Below are 16,059 nucleotides of genomic sequence, written 5' to 3'. Positions count from 1 at the left end.
GCTTACATGAGCAATATATATCGCATTAACGAGTTTGCAAAACGGATCGGAAAAGCACCCTCGACAATTCGGCGCTGGGAGCGCGAGGGGAAGCTCAAGGAGGACTTTGCCGAGATGCCCGTTCGCCAGCCCAAGGATTTGTGCGAATGAAAGTCACGCGGATTTTGTGCGCCAAGCGCCCGAACCAGGGCAAAGTCGGGGCGTTGCGCGACCAAGCGGGGCGGCTCGGGCAGGTGCGCTCCGAGGTCTGGCAGCGGTTTGGCTCAATTGGCGGCGTCACCCGCTCGGATCGCCAAATCCGCGACCAATGGCTGAAAGACAAGCGCGTCTTTTCCGTCTCAGCCAACGCTTGGAAAGAAACTTTGCGCGATGCCAAGGGCGACATCACGGCTTACATGGAAGCTGCCAAGGTCAAGGTGCGGCAGTGCATTTGGCGGCATACCCAAGACAAGACCGAGCAAAAACGGCTTTTCACCGCGCTCAAAGGCAACGACTGGGTACACGATCCTTATCTGCGCCGAATGATGCGCAAGCACTGGAAGCATGGTCACAATCACACGCACAACCAAATCATCGTTCGTTCCGACAACTACACCACCTTTCATCTTGGCGGGCGCGTCTGGATCAAGATTCCCGGCCTGGTCAAAGGCCAGCGCATCGCCATTCCGCTCGATACCCATGTCGCACCCACGGGCACATTGCGGATCATTCTGACCGACGATGACCGCATCGAAGTGCATTACACCATTGAAGTCGAAGCCAAACAGAACTGCGGCACGCGCACCCTCGGCGTCGATAAAGGCTACTCCGAAGTCCTGGTGGACTCGGATGGCGACCATCATGGCCCGGAGCTGGGGCAAGTGCTGACCGCCCAATCCGACCGGCTCAAGATCAAATACCAGCGTCGCGCCAAGCTGCGGGCACTCGCCAACAACACCCGCAACCCGCGCAAGCGTCAACACATTCGCCAGTTCAACTTGGGGCGCAAGAAGCTCAACCGGCAGATGAGCAAAACCCATGCGCGCATCCGCGACATTGTATTTCAATCCGTTCACAAGGTGGTCGATAAAGCCGCCGTGATCGCGGCAGAAGATTTAACCGCCCCCATGGCGAGCAAGTCCTTCGGCAAGAATGCCAATCGTCGGCTGGCAAGCTGGACGAAAGGTGTTATTGCCCAAGCACTTGACAGTGTTTCAAGCCGTCGAGGTTCGACGGTCGTTCTCGTTAATCCTGCTTACACATCGCAAATGGATTCTCGAACTGGATGCCTTGACGGCAAACGGCAAGGGGATCAATTTTACTGTTCCGACGGGGTTGTGTTGCAGGCAGACCAAAACGCTGCGCGAAACGTGCTGGCGAGGTTATCAGACCCGGACATTGAGCGGTTTACCCCGTTCAAGCGGGTCAAGGCGATCTTGCTGGAACGCACTGAGCGCCTCCGGTTGGGACTGCTCAACCAGGACTCCAGTTGCTCGCCCTTCGGGGCGCTATCAACGGAGAGCGAAATGCCTAAAAATCGCATAAGCAACTTTGTTTAGGTTTTTAGGAACAGCAGCGTGTGTCGTCTGCCTATAAGCCGTCGGGAATATCTGTACCGTAGTAGATAGATTTGACTACCCTCCCCACGGCTAAAGCCGGGGGCTTCTCGCGCAACACTGGTGACTGAAACGGCGTGCAGGTCTTGACCTGCACGCTATCGGATCAATGCACGTCATCAAATCAACGTTTGATTGGGCTGATTTTTGTTCCTTCAATGCTCAGGCTGGCCATCAATCCCTTCTGATCGAAAATGAACGCATACGCATCATCTTGCAGCGTTGTTGATGACAGATTTTTAGCGACGCCTTCATCCACCACGACCACGGTTGGCCCAACACCGATTTCCCATCCTTCGGATTTATCCAGATAATCCACGGCGTTGCTGTTCATGAGAAAAACAACGTAGCTATACGACTGAGCACCTGCCTGCCAGCCCCAGGATGCGGAAACAGAGTTGTAATAACCGGTAACCTTGTTACCTTTCATCAGCACGCCTTCACCATAGCTGCCGCCAAAGACCAGTCCTGCCTTAATCACACTGGGAAATATCAGAATGGCGGTTGCGTGCTTGGCAATGTCTACAGTCGCTGGATTACTTTCATGAAGGCTCTGCAACGCATGAGCGGCATCTTTATCCAGATCCTCGGCCGTGGCGGCAAGCACTTGACCACTCATGGCAAGCAGCGAAACAATCGCTGCTGTTGTCAGCGGATGGCGCTTCGCTCTCGGTTGATCATGCTGAATGGATGTCATATTCAGCATGGTGGAATGTGTGAATAGATTAGCTTTCATTTTTAATTTCTTCTTGAACATTTCCCACGCCTGACTGGATTTTACCAGCGTTTTTTTGGGTTTTTCCACGAACTTCCAGCTTTTTATTGCCGACCATTTTTCCGGTGACTTCCTTTACCTTGCCTTTTGCTTCCTCAAAACGGCCTTTTGCTTGATTTTTGTTCATGATGTTTTCCTTAAATATTTGTTGACTTGGGTCGAGTTCTTGGTGACATTTACCATTACTCGAATGACCATCGTATGCTTATTATGGCGCTTAGTCGGTACGACAGCGCACATAATAAAATGATGAAGCGTTTAACGGAGGGCTGGAAGGGGATGCGCCTTTTTTACTGCGTTAAAACCGTCTGATCGGCTTTAGGTCACGACGTTTTTTGATAAAGCGCACTGAGCGCGGATGATCTGCACATGCTGAGATCACCGCACCTAGCTTCTTATCGACGCGCCGAGCAGCAAAACGCCCGTGGTGATTGTCGCCACGCCCACCCATATTGGTATACTGAACCAATGACGGTCATTCATCGTCAGCTCAATCGGACCTACGTTGACCTGGCGAGATTCACCGATGTAACTGAAACCGCCATACGCCAGGCCGATTCCACCCACGATAATCAGTGCAATCGCGGCGATTTTTATGACTTTTATCTGCATTCTGCGCTGTGCTCACGAACATTGTGCAAGAAAGCCCCCCCCGGCTTTGGCCGTGGGGAGGACATTAAGAAAAACCTGCGGGTTGATTAACCGATTCGCATTGAGGATAACGGCGCCAGGAGTCCAAAGACGGACAATATCCAGAGAATGACGACAATCACGACGACGACATTCAATATCTTCTTGATTTTACCGTCCATCGGCAAATAGGTATTGATGGCCCACAGGAGCAGCCCAGCGAGGGCAATGGTGACGATCAATGTGATTAAAGGCATGTTGCTTCTCCCGTTGAGAGGGTTTTAAATTGAGGCTTTACAATAGTCCTTACAGTGATCACAGTCTGTTCGCTGGCGCACAGAGCTTACACCTAGGTTTCGATTCGCTAACATTTACATACAAACCCTCCTAGACAGTTCAGTTAGAAATAGGGTTTACATACGCTTTAGCATACCCTACTATGGCCTTAGCCTGAGAACCAAGGGCTGTTCTAGTTCTTTAATGAGTTTAGGTTTGCGGTTATCTGGGCAAGTCTCAGATGTAAAACCTAAAGCGTACTCAAGAACTTAGCGCCAGATGTTTATTCATCTGGCTTTGGTGGATTCGCCCATCCTCATTGAGGGTGCGCGTTAGTAAATCGGTAGGTTTCTACAGGTTTGTTTAACGAAATTGAATCAGATGCCCCATCCCATGCCCATCCCCCCATCTCCGCACCAGAATCATTTGCTGAATGTATTGCCCAAGGCAGAGTTCGAGCGTCTGCGTCCTCATCTGGAACTGGTTCCACTGCCGTTGGGCATGGCGCTGTATGAGCCAGGCGAGAGTTTAAGCCATGTTTATTTTCCGATTGATGCCATCGTGTCGCTGCTGTATGTGATGGAGAACGGCGCCTCGGCTGAAATCGCCGTGGTCGGCAATGAGGGCATTGTCGGCATCGCGCTGTTTATGGGCGGGGAAACCGTGCCAAATCGGGCCGTGGTGCAAAGCGCAGGTCATGCCTATCAGCTCAAGGAGGCCGTGCTTAAACGAGAATTTGCGCGCCTGGACGGACGAGACGATAGTACCCTGCAGCCCTTGCTGTTGCGCTACACCATGGCATTGCTAACCCAGATGGCACAGACGGCGGTATGCAATCGCCACCACACGATTGACCAGCAGCTTTGCCGCTGGCTGCTGCTTAGCCTTGATCGTCTGCCCGCAAACGAGCTGCACATGACCCAGGAGTTGATCGCTAATATGCTCGGTGTGCGCCGCGAGGGCGTGACGGAAGCTGCCGGGCAGTTGCAAAGCGCCGGCTTGATCCGTTACAGCCGAGGACATATCACGGTTCTTGACCGGCCAGGATTGGAAGCGCGAGTGTGCGAGTGCTATGAGGTGGTCCGCCGGGAATTCCAGCGCCTGCTTCCCGGATCGGGCTGCGGGCGCTGAGTTCATGACTGTTAGCAGAGCGCGGTGCGTTAAACGCTCAACGACGCCCGCGCTTCAAGGAAATGAATGTGCGTGTTTCAGGATTTCGCTGGCGGGATGAGGCTGCCGGGGAGTTTGAGGATGATGGCGGCGCCGCCCCACCTGGCGCGGCTGATGGTGAGCTGTCCTTCGTAGGCGTGTACGATGTCGTTGACGACGGCAAGGCCGATGCCTTGGCCGGGGATGGCTTCATCCAGGCGGGTGCCGCGCCTGAGCATGGCCTGAGCTTTGGCGGCGGGGATGCCGGGGCCGTCGTCTTCGATGCGTAGTTGCAGGCTGTCATGGTCAATGGCAGCGCGGATTAACACCCGTTGATGGCCGTATTTCCAGGCGTTATCCAGCACATTGCCCAAGAGTTCCATCAGGTCGCCTTCATTGCCGCGAAAGCAGATATCTGACGGGATATCCAGCTGTACGACCATGGTCTTGCCGGGGTGTACTTTTTGTAAGGTGTTGCTGAGGCGCTGCACCAGCGGAGCCACCGGGACGGGGGTGCTAAACACGCTGCGCCCGGAGGTGGCGGCGCGCTGGAGCTGGTAGGCGACGATGCGATCCATGCGCTCGACGTGTTCCAGCATCAGGGCGTGATCGGGATCTTTGCCGTGCAGGGTTGAGCGCAGTACCGCCAGCGGGGTTTTCAGGCTGTGGGCAAGATCGCCCAGGGCATCGCGGTAGCGACGAATCTGCGCCCGCTCATGGCGCATCAGATTGTTGAGGTTGTCGGTCAGACTGCGCAATTCCAGCGGGTAGCGGCCTTCTAGCTCGCTTTGTTTGCCGCGTTCCATGGCCTGGACTTCATGGGCGACAGTGCGTAAGGGGCGCAGACCCAGATACAGCGCAACGCCCTGCGCCAAGAGTAATAAAAATCCCAGACTCCCCAGCCAGATGCGCAGACTTTGGCGGTATTGCTGGATTTGTGCGGTGAAGGCACGCGGGTCTTCCAGGACCAGAAAGCTCAGCGGGTGGGTGTGGCCGGGTGCGATTTCCCAGTCCACGGTGAGGCGCATCTTGAAGCCGCCGCGTTCGCTAAAATCCAGTGCTTGTCCCAGCGAGGAGGGGGAGCGCCAGAGGATGTGTTCATCGGGGGTGCGGATTTGCGCATACAGACCTGAACCAGGGAGCATGAGGCGGGCCTCGGGCAGGCGTTCAGGCAGGCGCACGCTGCCGTCGCTTTCGACATCGCTGATGCCCATCAACAGGTAAATTTGCGCCTGCAGCCGTTCCTGCAACGCCTGCTGCGCACTTTCATGAAAGGCGCGCTCCAAGGCCAGCGCGGTGAGGATGGTAAATACCATCACGACCACCAGGGCGATCAGGCTAACCCGCAGGGTTAGGGAATTCAATGGCATGACGCGGGCGATGGGGTGATGGCTTGGCCGAATCGTAAAATGGGGTGTCTGCGCGGGGTCGGCTCATCCGCGACTGGCGGTTTTGGCGCTGATACTTTCCAGGACGGCCTTGGCCAGGTCATCGGGATGGTATTTCTGGATGAATTTGTTGGCACCGGTACGCTTGACCATATCGACGTTAAACACGCCGCTGATGGAGGAGTGCAGCAGGATATAGACGGTTTTGAAGCGCGGGTCACTGCGCAGGTGCATGGTGAGCTGATAGCCGTCGATTTCCGGCATTTCAATGTCTGAGACGATCATGTCAAAGCGGGTGCTGAGATCTTCGCCTTCCTTGGTGAGGCGCTCGATGAGCTTGAGTGCGTCGCGCCCATCGGTGGCCAGGGTGCATTTGATGCCGAGCTGTTCCAGGGAGCGGCGAATCTGATTGCGCGCCACGGAGGAATCATCCACGACCAGCACCTCATAATGTCCTGGCTGGATCTGCGAGCTGTATTGTTCCGAGACCTCGGTTTTGGCGCGAACCACCTGATCAAGCACTTTTTCCACATCGAGAATCTCGACAATCTGCTTGTCAACCAGGGTAATGGCGGTGACATAGGCATTGTGCCCGGCAGCGGGCGGCGAGGGTTGTACCTTGTCCCATTGGGTATTGATGATGCGATCCATGCGACGGATCAAAAAACCATGCACTGAGCGGTTGTATTCGGTAATGATGATATAGCCCTGTTCCGGGTTGCGCATCGGTGGGCCACCAATCGCTCTGGAAAGGTCAATGATGGACATGGTCACTCCGCGCAGCGTGGCGATGCCGCTGACCAAGGGGTGTGCCCCGGCCAAGCGGGTCAGCTGCTGAGAGGGAATGACCTCTTGTACCTTGAACACATTAATGCCGTACAGGTGAGGGCTTTCCAATTGAAACAAGAGGAGTTCTAAGCGCGTACCTGCGGCGCGATTTGATTCAAGACTGGAACCCCATTTCGCTTCGTTCATTGGTTTGCGCGAGAAACTCCTTCGCACCCTCCTGTATCGGTTTGCAGTTTACGTTAAAGGTATCAAGCGCCCAGAGTCCTTACGGGGGCTCTCATGACAACGCCTTGCGGGCCGTGCGCGATCCATACGCTGATGGCCATCCCAAGGCCGGTGTGGCTATTGTGCGGCATTCACCTGCACCAAGGGTTCTTCGGTCAGGCGGACATAGGCGCTATAGCGCGCCCGGATGTCGGCGACATAGTTCACCGGTTCGGTGCCGCGCACATAGCCATAGCGCGCCTGGGCGGCATACTGTGGTTGCGCCAGCAATAAGATGGCTTTTTCCACATGATCAAACCAGCGGTTACGATCCCATCCCTTGGCCTCTGCTAGGCGGCGCGCATCCATGACATGCCCGGTGCCGGCATTATAGGCCGCCAGGGTAAACCACATGCGATCAGCCACCGGCAGATCCTCTGGGAAGCGCTGGCGAATCCAGTCCATATAGCGAATCCCGGCCTTGATGTTTTCTTCCGGGTCTTCCATGCGTGTCAGGCCCACTTGTCGGGCGGTGGCGGGCATCAGCTGCATCAATCCTACCGCTCCCATAGGGGAGCGCGCAACCGGGTCAAAGCGACTTTCCTGATACATCTGTGCCACGATCAAGCGCCAATCAAAATCATATTCCCGGGCGTAGCTACGGATCAACTCATCCCAGGGTGAAAAACGCCCCTCGCCAAAGGCCAGGCCCTCATCGTGCATCTGCCGCAGGCGGGGCGGATTGTTAAAGTATTTGCGGTGGAGCAGATTGTAAAAGGTTCCCCGGTATTCTTGCAGGAAAAATTCGTTTAATGCCTCCAGCAGCTGCGTGTTCTCTGTATGTACCAGCCAGACATGGGCCGTAGGCTCTCCCACACTGAACTGGCGTTTGAGGTCATCGCGGCGCGCCAGTTCCATCGACAGCAGGTGCTCATCGAGCACCGCGTAGTCATACTCACCGGCGGCCAGCAGATCAACCAGAGTTGAGGCATCTTCCGGCGGCGGGAAGCGATGTAATGACAGCGCATGGATGGAGGCCAGCTGGCTGAGGTTATCCAGGCTGGCACTGTTTTCCAGTACGGCAATTCGCCGTCCGTTCAAGTCATCCCAGTCTGTCAGCGCATCGGCATCGCTGCGGCTGAGCAGATAAGGTTGGGCGTAATGGAAGGGATGGGTTGCCTGCAGCTGAGGATGCTCTGCAGCATCGCAGGCCTTGAGAAAACCGGCGGCAATATCGACGATGCCCTCATGCAGCCAGTCCAGTGGCTGCTCCAGATCGACCGGTGGCACGACCACCTCCAGACGCATCCCGTGTTGTTTGGCAAAACGCTGTGCCAGCTCATATTCAAAGCCGACCAGCTCGCCGCGCCATAAAAAATACGAAGCCGCCGTATTGGGGAGCAAAATACGCAAGACGCGGCGGGCTTTAAGACCCTCAAGATCATCAATGTAGTGGGTCTCATGCGGGCGAGTCATTTGCTCCAGGGTGAGAAAACGATTGAGCTCTGCCAGTAATTGCGGGGCATCCGGGCGCACCCCCCAGGCAATCGGTTGGGCTTCCTTGATGGCAAAGGCAACGCGCAGGTCTTTACGATAGCCCAGATACATCTCCACGATATTGCTGTCACGCACCGTGGCATCAACCTTACCCTGTGCGACCAAATCCAGGACCGCCTCATCATCAAGTTTGTCAGGGCGCGGCACAAGCTCAATACCGGGGTATTTTTCCTGCAACTCGGTGAGCGTCTGCCAAAAGGAACTGGTTCGATCCACCATCACCGTGCGCCCGATCAGATCTTTGGGTTCATTGATGCCTTCATCGCGGGCCACCACCAGAATCTGCTCGGTCACATGGTCGATGGGGTAGGAAAAATCAATCCATTGACGCCGCTGCGCCGTGATGGTCAGATTGGCGGCGATAATATCGCCTTTACCCTGTGCCAGCAGCATGAACATGTGCTTGAGCTGAAACACCGGCACCAGTTCCAGTTCCAGCCCCAGCGACGTTGCAAAGCTGCGCGCCAACTCATGTTGCAAAATCATCGGCGAGCCTTGACGCGGCAGCGCCGGTTCGCCAAAGACCGTGCCTGGAACCACCACGCGCAAACGCCCTAGCTCGCGCAGGGCGTGCAAGTCGCCGGTTTCGACCGTGTAATCCCGGCTGGTACGGGTATCGCAGCGGGAAAACAAGGCCACCAAAACGATCAAGAGCAGGACAGGCCAGCGGCGCGCCAGCGCTTGCAGATTGCGTTGCATGGTTTCGTTCATCGGCTCAAAACTAGTTCATACCTAAAACAATCCTTTAGTAATAAGTGGTTGCATTTATTGTGTGGTGATGGTTTGGGGCCTGAGCAACACCCCGCGCTCGGACGGGAAGCAGGGCGCTAGCGAGTCCGTAAGACAAGCTTAGCAAAGATGTGCCGGATTTTTTGCCAACGCGTCGATAAATTCTGCATTGGTGCGGCAGTTTCGTCTGATTTTATCAGGGTTATCGGGGTTTGCAGGGCCTTGATGATGTGCTCAAGTGCAACCGGCTGATGTGCGGCAATGGCAAAAAGCGACGGCGCCTCATGCCAGTCCGTTTTATTAAAGCGTTCACGCAGGGCACGCGCCGGATCGACATGATCCCCGGCCCACAGCACGACATGGGGAAAATACCGGGCTAATTGACGGCGCATGATGCGTGGTGATTGTTCATTGATATGCATCTGTAACTCAAACGCCGAGCGCGGCTCGGCAGGCAGGTGCTCACCCAGGGCGCTCGCCCGGCGTCGTCGCTTGGGATAACCATAGCGGTAATACCAGAGGTTGGGGTAGGTGTGAATGATAAAGGCCCCGCCCGGCGTTAAGTGGCTGGCCACCTGATGATATAAAATATCCAGCTCCGTCGGCGCCAGATGCTCAATCAGATCGGAGGCCAGCGCCAGATCATAGGGGCCCTGATACACTGCAGGATCGGTCACAGAGGCACACAGTAGGCGTACCTGTTGGCGCAATGCCGGTTCTCCGGCAAAGCAGCCCTCCGCAAGCGCAATGGCATCGGGGGCGTAGTCAAGCGCATCGACCTGATGCCCCTGCGCAGCAAAATAACGCGCCATCTCCCCGCGTCCGCAGCCCAGATCCAGCACCCGCCAGCGCCCCGGCGCCTGATAAAAGGAGGCCAGGCGGGCAATCCAGTCCAGCCGCAAATCCAGTTGCTTGCCTTGATACAGGTCATAAGTCTCATAGCCGCCACAGTCCGTCAGATAATAGCTTTTAGTGTAGGCGGTGCGGATTTGTTCGCTGGTCAGTGACGGTGCAGGGGGGCTATGCAGGCTCAATACAGACCTCCGGGTGCATGTTAAAATAGCCATCATAGTGGATGGCGTCGGGGTTTTTATAGATCGTCAGCATCGCCAGATCGTGCGAGAAAAATAAAATTTCCTCAAAACTGCCGGTGCCATAGGGACGATTACCCACGCCCACGGTGATGGAATAATCCCCGGCCACCAGATTGGCATTGACCCGCCAGCGAATGCAGACCGTCTGGCCTTTGGGCAAAGGCGCGGGGCTTTGACCCATGCAATAGGTGTTGGTTTCAAACACCGAATGCCCGAAGCGGTTGCGAATGCCCATGCCATAATGCGGGCTGTCAAGGTCGCGCAGTGCCTGCAAACGGGCCTCAATCCACACAGGCTGCTCGCTTTGTAGCTGGGTGATCGGCTGTTGCTGGGCATCGTATAACTGCAAGCCACACAGACGCACCTCGCCGGTGCCCAACAGCGGGCTGTCGCCGCTTTGTATCTGCGGAGCGTTGACGCTTAGCGGCGTATCGCCTACATGGCTTTTGTGCAGGATCATCGCCTGGTATTGGTCGACAATCTGCTTCGGTGTGCCCTGGGCCAGCACCCGCCCGGCCTCCAGCAGGATGGCATGATCACACAAAGAACGCACCGCGCTCATATCGTGGGAGACAAACAGGATGCTCCCGCCCTGATCGCGAAACTGACTGATCGCCCGCATACATTTTTGCTGGAAATAGGCATCCCCCACGGATAAGGCCTCATCGACCACAAAGCAGCTAGGATCGGCATGTATTGCAATCGCAAAGGCCAGACGCATCACCATCCCGGAGGAATAGGTTTTGAGAGGCTCGGCGATGAATTCGCCCAATTCCGCAAACTGCACAATGGCCTCGCGACGCGCCTCAATGCTGGCCCGATCCATCCCCAGCAACATCGCATTGGCGGTGATATTATCCAGGCCGGTCATCTCCTGATTAAAGCCGGTGCCGAGCTCCAGCAGCCCGGTGACGCGCCCGGATAATTCAACATATCCTTGATCCGGCAGTAACACCCCGCTCAAAATTTTAAGCAAGGTAGACTTACCCGCCCCATTTTGTCCGATAATGCCCACCGTTTGTCCTTCTGCGACGGTGAAACTGACATCCTCCAGCGCCTGATGCTCCAGATGATAGGGACGGCGCAGGATGATCTCTTTGAGACGATCAGCGGGGGTGCGGTACAGGCGAAAGCGTTTGCTGAGTTGGTGAACGCGAATCATTGTAAACTGGCGGCAAAAAAGTGGCTGAGCTGAAAAACCAGCACCAGATAAAGACAGGACAGCCCGATCAATATCAGGGTGTTATGATGGCTGCCCGGACGGCGCAGAACAAGGCGCACCAGGCCCAGCAAGAGCAGCGACAGCAGCGTCAAGACAACCAGATAAAGGATCATATAAAGTCTCGGATGTCTTTTTCCAGGGCCTTGAACAATAGCCAGGCGCCCAGCAGCACAACATGCGCCAGAATCACCAGGCGTGTCAGCCCGGCAAAATCAGGCAGCTGTCCATAGGCAAAAATCGCCTGATAGGCATGAATGAACTGGTAGGCCGGGTTGAAATAGTCCTGCAGATATTGCACCCATTGCGGCGCAATGCTGGGCACCCAGACAATTGGGGTCAGCCAGAACCAAAAGGTGAGCAGTACCGTGACCATTTCTTTAATATCGCGCAAAAAGACATTGAGAATGCCCAGCAGCAAGCCCAGGGCAAAGGCCAGAATCTGCTGGCTTAGAAAGATAAACGGCACCAGCAGCAGGGTTTTGCCGGGCACGGTACCGCTGAGCAACAAAAAAACCATAAAAATGGCGAGCGAGATAAGAAAGGTCAGGGTTTCTGACAGCACGATATAGATCGGCAGATAGGGCAGGCCAATATGCACCTTGCTGATAATATGGCGTTTGTCGAGAAAGACGCTGGCGCTGCGCGTGAGGGTGTTGGCAAAGGCCAGCCAGGGCAACAGGCCAGCTACCAGATAGATGCTGTAGCTATAAACCGACGACACCCCCGGCAGACGGGCACCCATCACATTGGCAAAAATCACGGTGAAGATAAAGATCATCACCAGCGGATGAATAAAGGCCCACAAAGCCCCAAAGGCAGAGCCGGAATACCGGTCCACAAAGTCCTGCCGGGTAAAGGCGAGCAATAAAGAAAGAGTCATGCAATTTTTTCAGAAAATGATAGGCCGTAGCGGACGCAGCTTGCGTTCGCAGTACGTAGTGGTATCTTCCAGCGGTCGCTTTTTGCAGCGGCATCACGATGATCCCGCCATATATGTATACGGTCCTCATCTGCCCCTGGACACGACACCCCGACGCAAAGCGATGGAGAATTCATGATGGTGCGCATCATAGCAAAATGGCTGACGGCTTTGGTCATTTTAACGCTGTTGCTACTGCTGATCCCGGTCTGGCTGGTGACCACCCAAAGCGGCAGCCAATGGGCTTTGCAACAGGGCCTGCAATGGGCGGGCATTGACGCGGGCGCGATGCAGATTCGCGGCAGTTTATGGCGCGGCCTGACCCTTGAGCAGGCGCATTATCGCCATGATGCCGTCACCGTCAAGGCCGAATCCTTGTCACTCACACCGGCCTGGCTGGCGCTGCGTGAGCGCAACCTGCACGTTTTAAGCCTGGAAGCCCGCGAGCTGGAAGTGCTGCTGACTCCGGCACCCAAACCCCAGCCACCCGAGCCGCTGACCTTGCCGGTCTGGGATATCCGTTTGCCCATCACGATCACGCTGGACACGCTGGCGGTTGAGCAATTCCGGCTGGTCTTGAGTCCCGAGGCCGATGCCACCGTGATTTCACTGGCACAGATTCAGGGGCAGGCCCGCTGGGATGAAACAGGTCTGCATATATCCAGGCTTGAGGCTCACGCCGATGAAGGTACGCTGGCGCTGCAGGGGCAGGTATTGCCGAGTTACCCCTATCCGCTGAGCCTGCAGGCCCAGTGGCAGCTGGCCTTGCCAGAGGCACTGCAACACGGCCTGGCAGCCACTGAAGCGCAGGGCAATATCACGCTAGACGGCGATCTGCGCGGCCTTAATCTCGCACATCAGGTCACTGCACCGCTAACGCTCAGTGGGCACGGCCAGATCAATGATCCGCTGGAGCAGCTGTTTGTGGATCTGCAGCACCATTGGCAAATGGTGCAATGGCACGGCGCCACGGAGCAGGAAAACCTGCAGCTGGCGCCTGGAAGCCTGCATCTGCGCGGCGATCTGGCGGCATATCAGCTCAGCCTTTCAACCCAGGCGCGTTATGGGCTATGGCCCACCCTGGCGCTGGAGCTAAGCGGACAAGGGCAACAGGATCAATTTCGTATTGCGCATTTGCTTGCCGTTGGCGAGCCGGGCCGCATCCAGCTTGATGGGGTCGTTCATTGGCAGCCAAGCCTGCGTTGGGAACTGGCCCTGCAAGGAGAACAACTCAATCCCGCCGCCCTGGCCCCGGAATTTCCCGGCGATTTGCGCACCCGTTTGCGTACCCACGGGCGCATGAATGAAGCTGGGGCGTTGCAGGCGCTGCTGGACATCGAGCAATTGCAGGGCGAGCTGCGCAGCTATCCGGTGCAGTTGCAGGGCAAGGCCGAGCTGGATGCGCAGCGGGTGCAATTTCAAGACATTGAGGCGGGCGTAGGCCGCAACCGGTTACGCCTGGCAGGGACGCTGGGCCTGGGGACGCTGGATAACGCACCCGTGCAGCTTGATCTGGACCTCAATGCCCCTGACTTGGCGGCGCTGTGGCCGGAACTCAGCGGCCAGTTGCAGGCACGCGGACAGATACAGGGCACCGCCCTAAGCCCAACGGTGCAACTGCGTGCCAATGCCACGGCTTTAGGCTATCAAGACCACCGCGTAGAGACGCTGGCCTTGAATTTCAATGGCGGCCTGGGGGCGCAACAACCGCTGGATGTACAGCTCAGTCTGCGCGGTGTGGCGCTGGGTGAAGGGTTGAGCATCACCGAGGCCACCTTGCAGGGACAAGGACAGCAACAGCAGCACCGCATCCAGCTCGATTTGCACAGCCCCGAGGGTCAGCTGGGCCTGAGCCTGGCGGGCGGGCTGGATGCGTCTTTGCGCTGGCAAGGACAGCTAACCCGCCTGAATCTGGAGCAAGCCCAGGCCGGGCGCTGGCAATTGCTCGAACCTGCGGCCCTGGCGCTGGCGGCAGAGGCGGTGCAGCTGCGCACCGCCTGCCTGCGTCAGGACGCAGCGCGTCTGTGCCTGGAAGGCCAGTGGCAAAACGATGGCAGCACCCAGGCCCAAATGCAGCTCAGCGGCGTGGATTTGCAACGACTCAAGCCGTGGCTGGGCGAGACCATCGAGGTGGAAGGCGCCCTGAGTGCCCAGGCCCGTCTGCAAAGCCTCAACCCGTTGGCAGTGACCGCACGGCTTGAGCTGGAGCCGGGCAAGCTGCATGTACCCGGTGCCCAGGAAGGCGAACGCCTGCAGATTGCCTATCGTGACACCGCCCTGAACGCCAGCCTGCAGGGAGAACGCCTGGATGCAACCCTGGTTATGGATTTTCTTGAGCAAGGGACGATCCGCGCCGGACTGGTGGCCACGCAGGTATTCCAGGCCAGCCCGATGCTGGATGCCCAGCTCAATCTGGCGCTGCCCGATCTGCATTGGTTACAGGCCTTTGTGCCGCAAACCGAAGGCTTGCAAGGGCGTCTGGCGGGCGATCTGCAGCTGCAAGGCCCGCTACGCCAGCCCAGTCTGCGCGGTGCCTTGCGTCTGGATGATGGACAACTGATGATTCCCGAGGCGGGGATTGCGCTCAGCGAACTGCATACCCTGATCCGTGCTGATAATGGCGATTCCCTGGCCATCTCCGGCAGTACCGTCTCTGGGGATGGCCAGCTGCACTGGGAGGGGGTTGTTAATCTTCAGGCACAGGCAGAGCGCCTGCTGGATCTGCAACTACACGGGGAAAACTTCACCATCCTCAATCGCCCGGATATTCAGGCACAGCTCAGCCCGCAACTGACCCTGCACCTGGCCCAGCAACGCCTGCAGATTGATGGGCAGGTGCGCATCCCGCAAGCCACGCTGGCACTGATGGACTTACCGCCGCAAGCGGTGAGGGTTTCCGGCGATGAGGTGATCATCGATCAGGAAATAGAAGAAGCGCCCTTGCCGGTACGGGTCGAGGCGCGGGTGCAGGTGTTCTTAGGGGATCAGGTCAGCCTCAGTGGCTATGGCCTGCAAGCAATGCTTGCCGGGGATGTGCGCGTGGAAAGCCTGCCGGAGCGCCCGACGCGGGTGGTCGGTGAGATCCAGATTCGTGAGGGACGCTACAAATCCTATGGGCAGGATCTGCGCGTGGCGCAAGGCCGCCTGATTTTTCAGGGGCCGCCGGATAATCCCGGCCTGGATGTGCGTGCCGAGCGCCGTATCCCGGTGCATGACGTGGTGGCTGGTCTGGAGATCGGCGGCACACTGGCAGAACCGCGCTCACGGGTCTATGCCACACCGCCGATGGAAGAAAGTGACGCGATGGCCTATCTGCTCACCGGCCGGCCTTTATCAGGTGCCTCCGCCGGCGAAGGCAATCTGATTGCCGAGGCCATCACCTTATACGGCATTGAGCGCGGTGCCTTTATCACCGAACATCTGGCCTCCCAGCTGGGGCTGGATGAGCTGAGCATTGATGCCGACGGCGGCCTGGAAGAAACCGCCCTGATGATGGGCAAACAGCTCTCCCCCCGGCTGTATTTGCGCTACACCGTCGGGCTGGTCGAACAAGGCACCAACCTGCTGCTGCGCTACACCCTCACGCCCACGCTAAGCCTGGAAACGCGCTCCGGCCAGGATGCGCAAAGCATGGACCTGATTTTTCGCAAAGAACGCTAAAGACATGATGGCATCTTCCAGATACCGCATAAAAAAGCGACACCCAGACGGTGTCGCCACGCCGGGCGGCTG

14 protein-coding genes and 1 pseudogene are annotated in these 16,059 nt (G+C 57.0%); 4 read left to right on the top strand and 11 right to left on the bottom strand.

Going from position 1 to position 16,059, the window contains the following annotated elements; all coding sequences use genetic code 11:
* Nucleotides 1-6: 6 nt before the first annotated feature.
* Together THISIDRAFT_RS14665 and THISIDRAFT_RS04730 are read left to right on the top strand one after the other, a co-directional pair.
* Nucleotides 7-96: pseudogene (locus THISIDRAFT_RS14665) on the top strand (MerR family transcriptional regulator); the annotation flags it as partial.
* Nucleotides 97-146: 50 nt separating this feature from the next.
* On the top strand, nucleotides 147-1,538 hold the full coding sequence (locus THISIDRAFT_RS04730; protein WP_221913959.1) for an RNA-guided endonuclease TnpB family protein: 1,392 nt from the start codon (nucleotides 147-149) through the stop codon (nucleotides 1,536-1,538).
* Nucleotides 1,539-1,719: 181 nt separating this feature from the next.
* Here THISIDRAFT_RS04730 and THISIDRAFT_RS04725 read toward each other — a convergent pair whose 3' ends face one another.
* From THISIDRAFT_RS04725 to THISIDRAFT_RS04710, 4 genes are all read right to left on the bottom strand, one after another.
* Nucleotides 1,720-2,352 (bottom strand): lipid-binding SYLF domain-containing protein, encoded by a 633-nt coding sequence (locus THISIDRAFT_RS04725; protein WP_006787574.1) that lies wholly within the window; start codon nucleotides 2,350-2,352, stop codon nucleotides 1,720-1,722.
* Nucleotides 2,321-2,497: a CsbD family protein gene (locus tag THISIDRAFT_RS04720; protein WP_006787573.1), complete on the bottom strand. Its 177-nt coding sequence runs from the start codon at nucleotides 2,495-2,497 to the stop codon at nucleotides 2,321-2,323. Before THISIDRAFT_RS04720 ends, THISIDRAFT_RS04725 begins: the two co-directional genes overlap by 32 nt.
* 260 nt (nucleotides 2,498-2,757) lie before the next feature.
* Nucleotides 2,758-2,982, bottom strand: a complete 225-nt coding sequence (locus THISIDRAFT_RS04715) for a hypothetical protein (protein ID WP_083824613.1) — start codon at nucleotides 2,980-2,982, stop codon at nucleotides 2,758-2,760.
* Between the two features lie 86 nt (nucleotides 2,983-3,068).
* Nucleotides 3,069-3,257 (bottom strand): Thivi_2564 family membrane protein, encoded by a 189-nt coding sequence (locus THISIDRAFT_RS04710; RefSeq protein ID WP_006787571.1) that lies wholly within the window; start codon nucleotides 3,255-3,257, stop codon nucleotides 3,069-3,071.
* A 412-nt stretch (nucleotides 3,258-3,669) separates the two neighbouring features.
* On the opposite strand from THISIDRAFT_RS04710, the gene THISIDRAFT_RS04705 reads away from it, so the two are divergent.
* On the top strand, nucleotides 3,670-4,407 hold the full coding sequence (locus THISIDRAFT_RS04705; RefSeq protein WP_006787570.1) for a Crp/Fnr family transcriptional regulator: 738 nt from the start codon (nucleotides 3,670-3,672) through the stop codon (nucleotides 4,405-4,407).
* 77 nt (nucleotides 4,408-4,484) lie between these two features.
* Here the strand turns inward: THISIDRAFT_RS04705 and THISIDRAFT_RS04700 are convergent, their stop codons facing one another.
* The 7 genes from THISIDRAFT_RS04700 to THISIDRAFT_RS04670 form a co-directional block, all read right to left on the bottom strand.
* Nucleotides 4,485-5,795: an ATP-binding protein gene (locus tag THISIDRAFT_RS04700; protein WP_006787569.1), complete on the bottom strand. Its 1,311-nt coding sequence runs from the start codon at nucleotides 5,793-5,795 to the stop codon at nucleotides 4,485-4,487.
* Nucleotides 5,796-5,858: 63 nt separating this feature from the next.
* Complete coding sequence (locus tag THISIDRAFT_RS04695) at nucleotides 5,859-6,788, bottom strand: chemotaxis protein CheV (protein ID WP_006787568.1); 930 nt, start codon at nucleotides 6,786-6,788, stop codon at nucleotides 5,859-5,861.
* Nucleotides 6,789-6,944: 156 nt separating this feature from the next.
* The gene (locus THISIDRAFT_RS04690; RefSeq protein WP_246585324.1) at nucleotides 6,945-9,074 is read right to left on the bottom strand and encodes an MltF family protein; all 2,130 of its coding nucleotides are present in this window, start codon (nucleotides 9,072-9,074) and stop codon (nucleotides 6,945-6,947) included.
* Nucleotides 9,075-9,190: 116 nt separating this feature from the next.
* Entirely contained in the window at nucleotides 9,191-10,126 is a 936-nt protein-coding gene (locus THISIDRAFT_RS04685; RefSeq protein ID WP_006787566.1) for a class I SAM-dependent methyltransferase, read from the bottom strand.
* Nucleotides 10,113-11,348 carry an ABC transporter ATP-binding protein gene (locus THISIDRAFT_RS04680; RefSeq protein ID WP_006787565.1) on the bottom strand — a complete coding sequence of 412 codons (1,236 nt, stop codon included), beginning with the start codon at nucleotides 11,346-11,348 and terminating at the stop codon, nucleotides 10,113-10,115. Before THISIDRAFT_RS04680 ends, THISIDRAFT_RS04685 begins: the two co-directional genes overlap by 14 nt.
* Entirely contained in the window at nucleotides 11,345-11,521 is a 177-nt protein-coding gene (locus THISIDRAFT_RS04675) for a hypothetical protein (RefSeq protein WP_006787564.1), read from the bottom strand. The genes THISIDRAFT_RS04680 and THISIDRAFT_RS04675 overlap by 4 nt, the downstream gene beginning before the upstream one ends.
* Entirely contained in the window at nucleotides 11,518-12,288 is a 771-nt protein-coding gene (locus tag THISIDRAFT_RS04670; RefSeq protein ID WP_006787563.1) for an ABC transporter permease, read from the bottom strand. Before THISIDRAFT_RS04670 ends, THISIDRAFT_RS04675 begins: the two co-directional genes overlap by 4 nt.
* A 174-nt stretch (nucleotides 12,289-12,462) precedes the next feature.
* Between THISIDRAFT_RS04670 and THISIDRAFT_RS04665 the strand changes: the two genes are divergently transcribed.
* Nucleotides 12,463-15,987, top strand: coding sequence for a translocation/assembly module TamB domain-containing protein (locus THISIDRAFT_RS04665; protein WP_006787562.1), 3,525 nt, complete (start codon nucleotides 12,463-12,465; stop codon nucleotides 15,985-15,987).
* The last annotated feature ends 72 nt before the right edge of the window (nucleotides 15,988-16,059 follow it).

It is taken from the genome of Thiorhodospira sibirica ATCC 700588 (genome assembly GCF_000227725.2).
Lineage (GTDB): Bacteria > Pseudomonadota > Gammaproteobacteria > Ectothiorhodospirales > Ectothiorhodospiraceae > Thiorhodospira > Thiorhodospira sibirica.
Note: the sequence above shows the minus strand (reverse complement) of the source record. Positions and strands in the feature narration are given on the sequence as shown.

Bases quoted from the DNA above. Each gene is read 5' to 3' on its own strand.
- THISIDRAFT_RS04730 (WP_221913959.1), top strand. From the start codon at position 147: ATGAAAGTCACGCGGATTTTGTGCGCCAAGCGCCCGAACCAGGGCAAA.
- THISIDRAFT_RS04725 (WP_006787574.1), bottom strand. From the start codon at position 2,352: ATGTTCAAGAAGAAATTAAAAATGAAAGCTAATCTATTCACACATTCC.
- THISIDRAFT_RS04720 (WP_006787573.1), bottom strand. From the start codon at position 2,497: ATGAACAAAAATCAAGCAAAAGGCCGTTTTGAGGAAGCAAAAGGCAAG.
- THISIDRAFT_RS04715 (WP_083824613.1), bottom strand. From the start codon at position 2,982: ATGCAGATAAAAGTCATAAAAATCGCCGCGATTGCACTGATTATCGTG.
- THISIDRAFT_RS04710 (WP_006787571.1), bottom strand. From the start codon at position 3,257: ATGCCTTTAATCACATTGATCGTCACCATTGCCCTCGCTGGGCTGCTC.
- THISIDRAFT_RS04705 (WP_006787570.1), top strand. From the start codon at position 3,670: ATGCCCATCCCCCCATCTCCGCACCAGAATCATTTGCTGAATGTATTG.
- THISIDRAFT_RS04700 (WP_006787569.1), bottom strand. From the start codon at position 5,795: ATGCCATTGAATTCCCTAACCCTGCGGGTTAGCCTGATCGCCCTGGTG.
- THISIDRAFT_RS04695 (WP_006787568.1), bottom strand. From the start codon at position 6,788: ATGAACGAAGCGAAATGGGGTTCCAGTCTTGAATCAAATCGCGCCGCA.
- THISIDRAFT_RS04690 (WP_246585324.1), bottom strand. From the start codon at position 9,074: ATGAACGAAACCATGCAACGCAATCTGCAAGCGCTGGCGCGCCGCTGG.
- THISIDRAFT_RS04680 (WP_006787565.1), bottom strand. From the start codon at position 11,348: ATGATTCGCGTTCACCAACTCAGCAAACGCTTTCGCCTGTACCGCACC.
- THISIDRAFT_RS04675 (WP_006787564.1), bottom strand. From the start codon at position 11,521: ATGATCCTTTATCTGGTTGTCTTGACGCTGCTGTCGCTGCTCTTGCTG.
- THISIDRAFT_RS04670 (WP_006787563.1), bottom strand. From the start codon at position 12,288: ATGACTCTTTCTTTATTGCTCGCCTTTACCCGGCAGGACTTTGTGGAC.
- THISIDRAFT_RS04665 (WP_006787562.1), top strand. From the start codon at position 12,463: ATGATGGTGCGCATCATAGCAAAATGGCTGACGGCTTTGGTCATTTTA.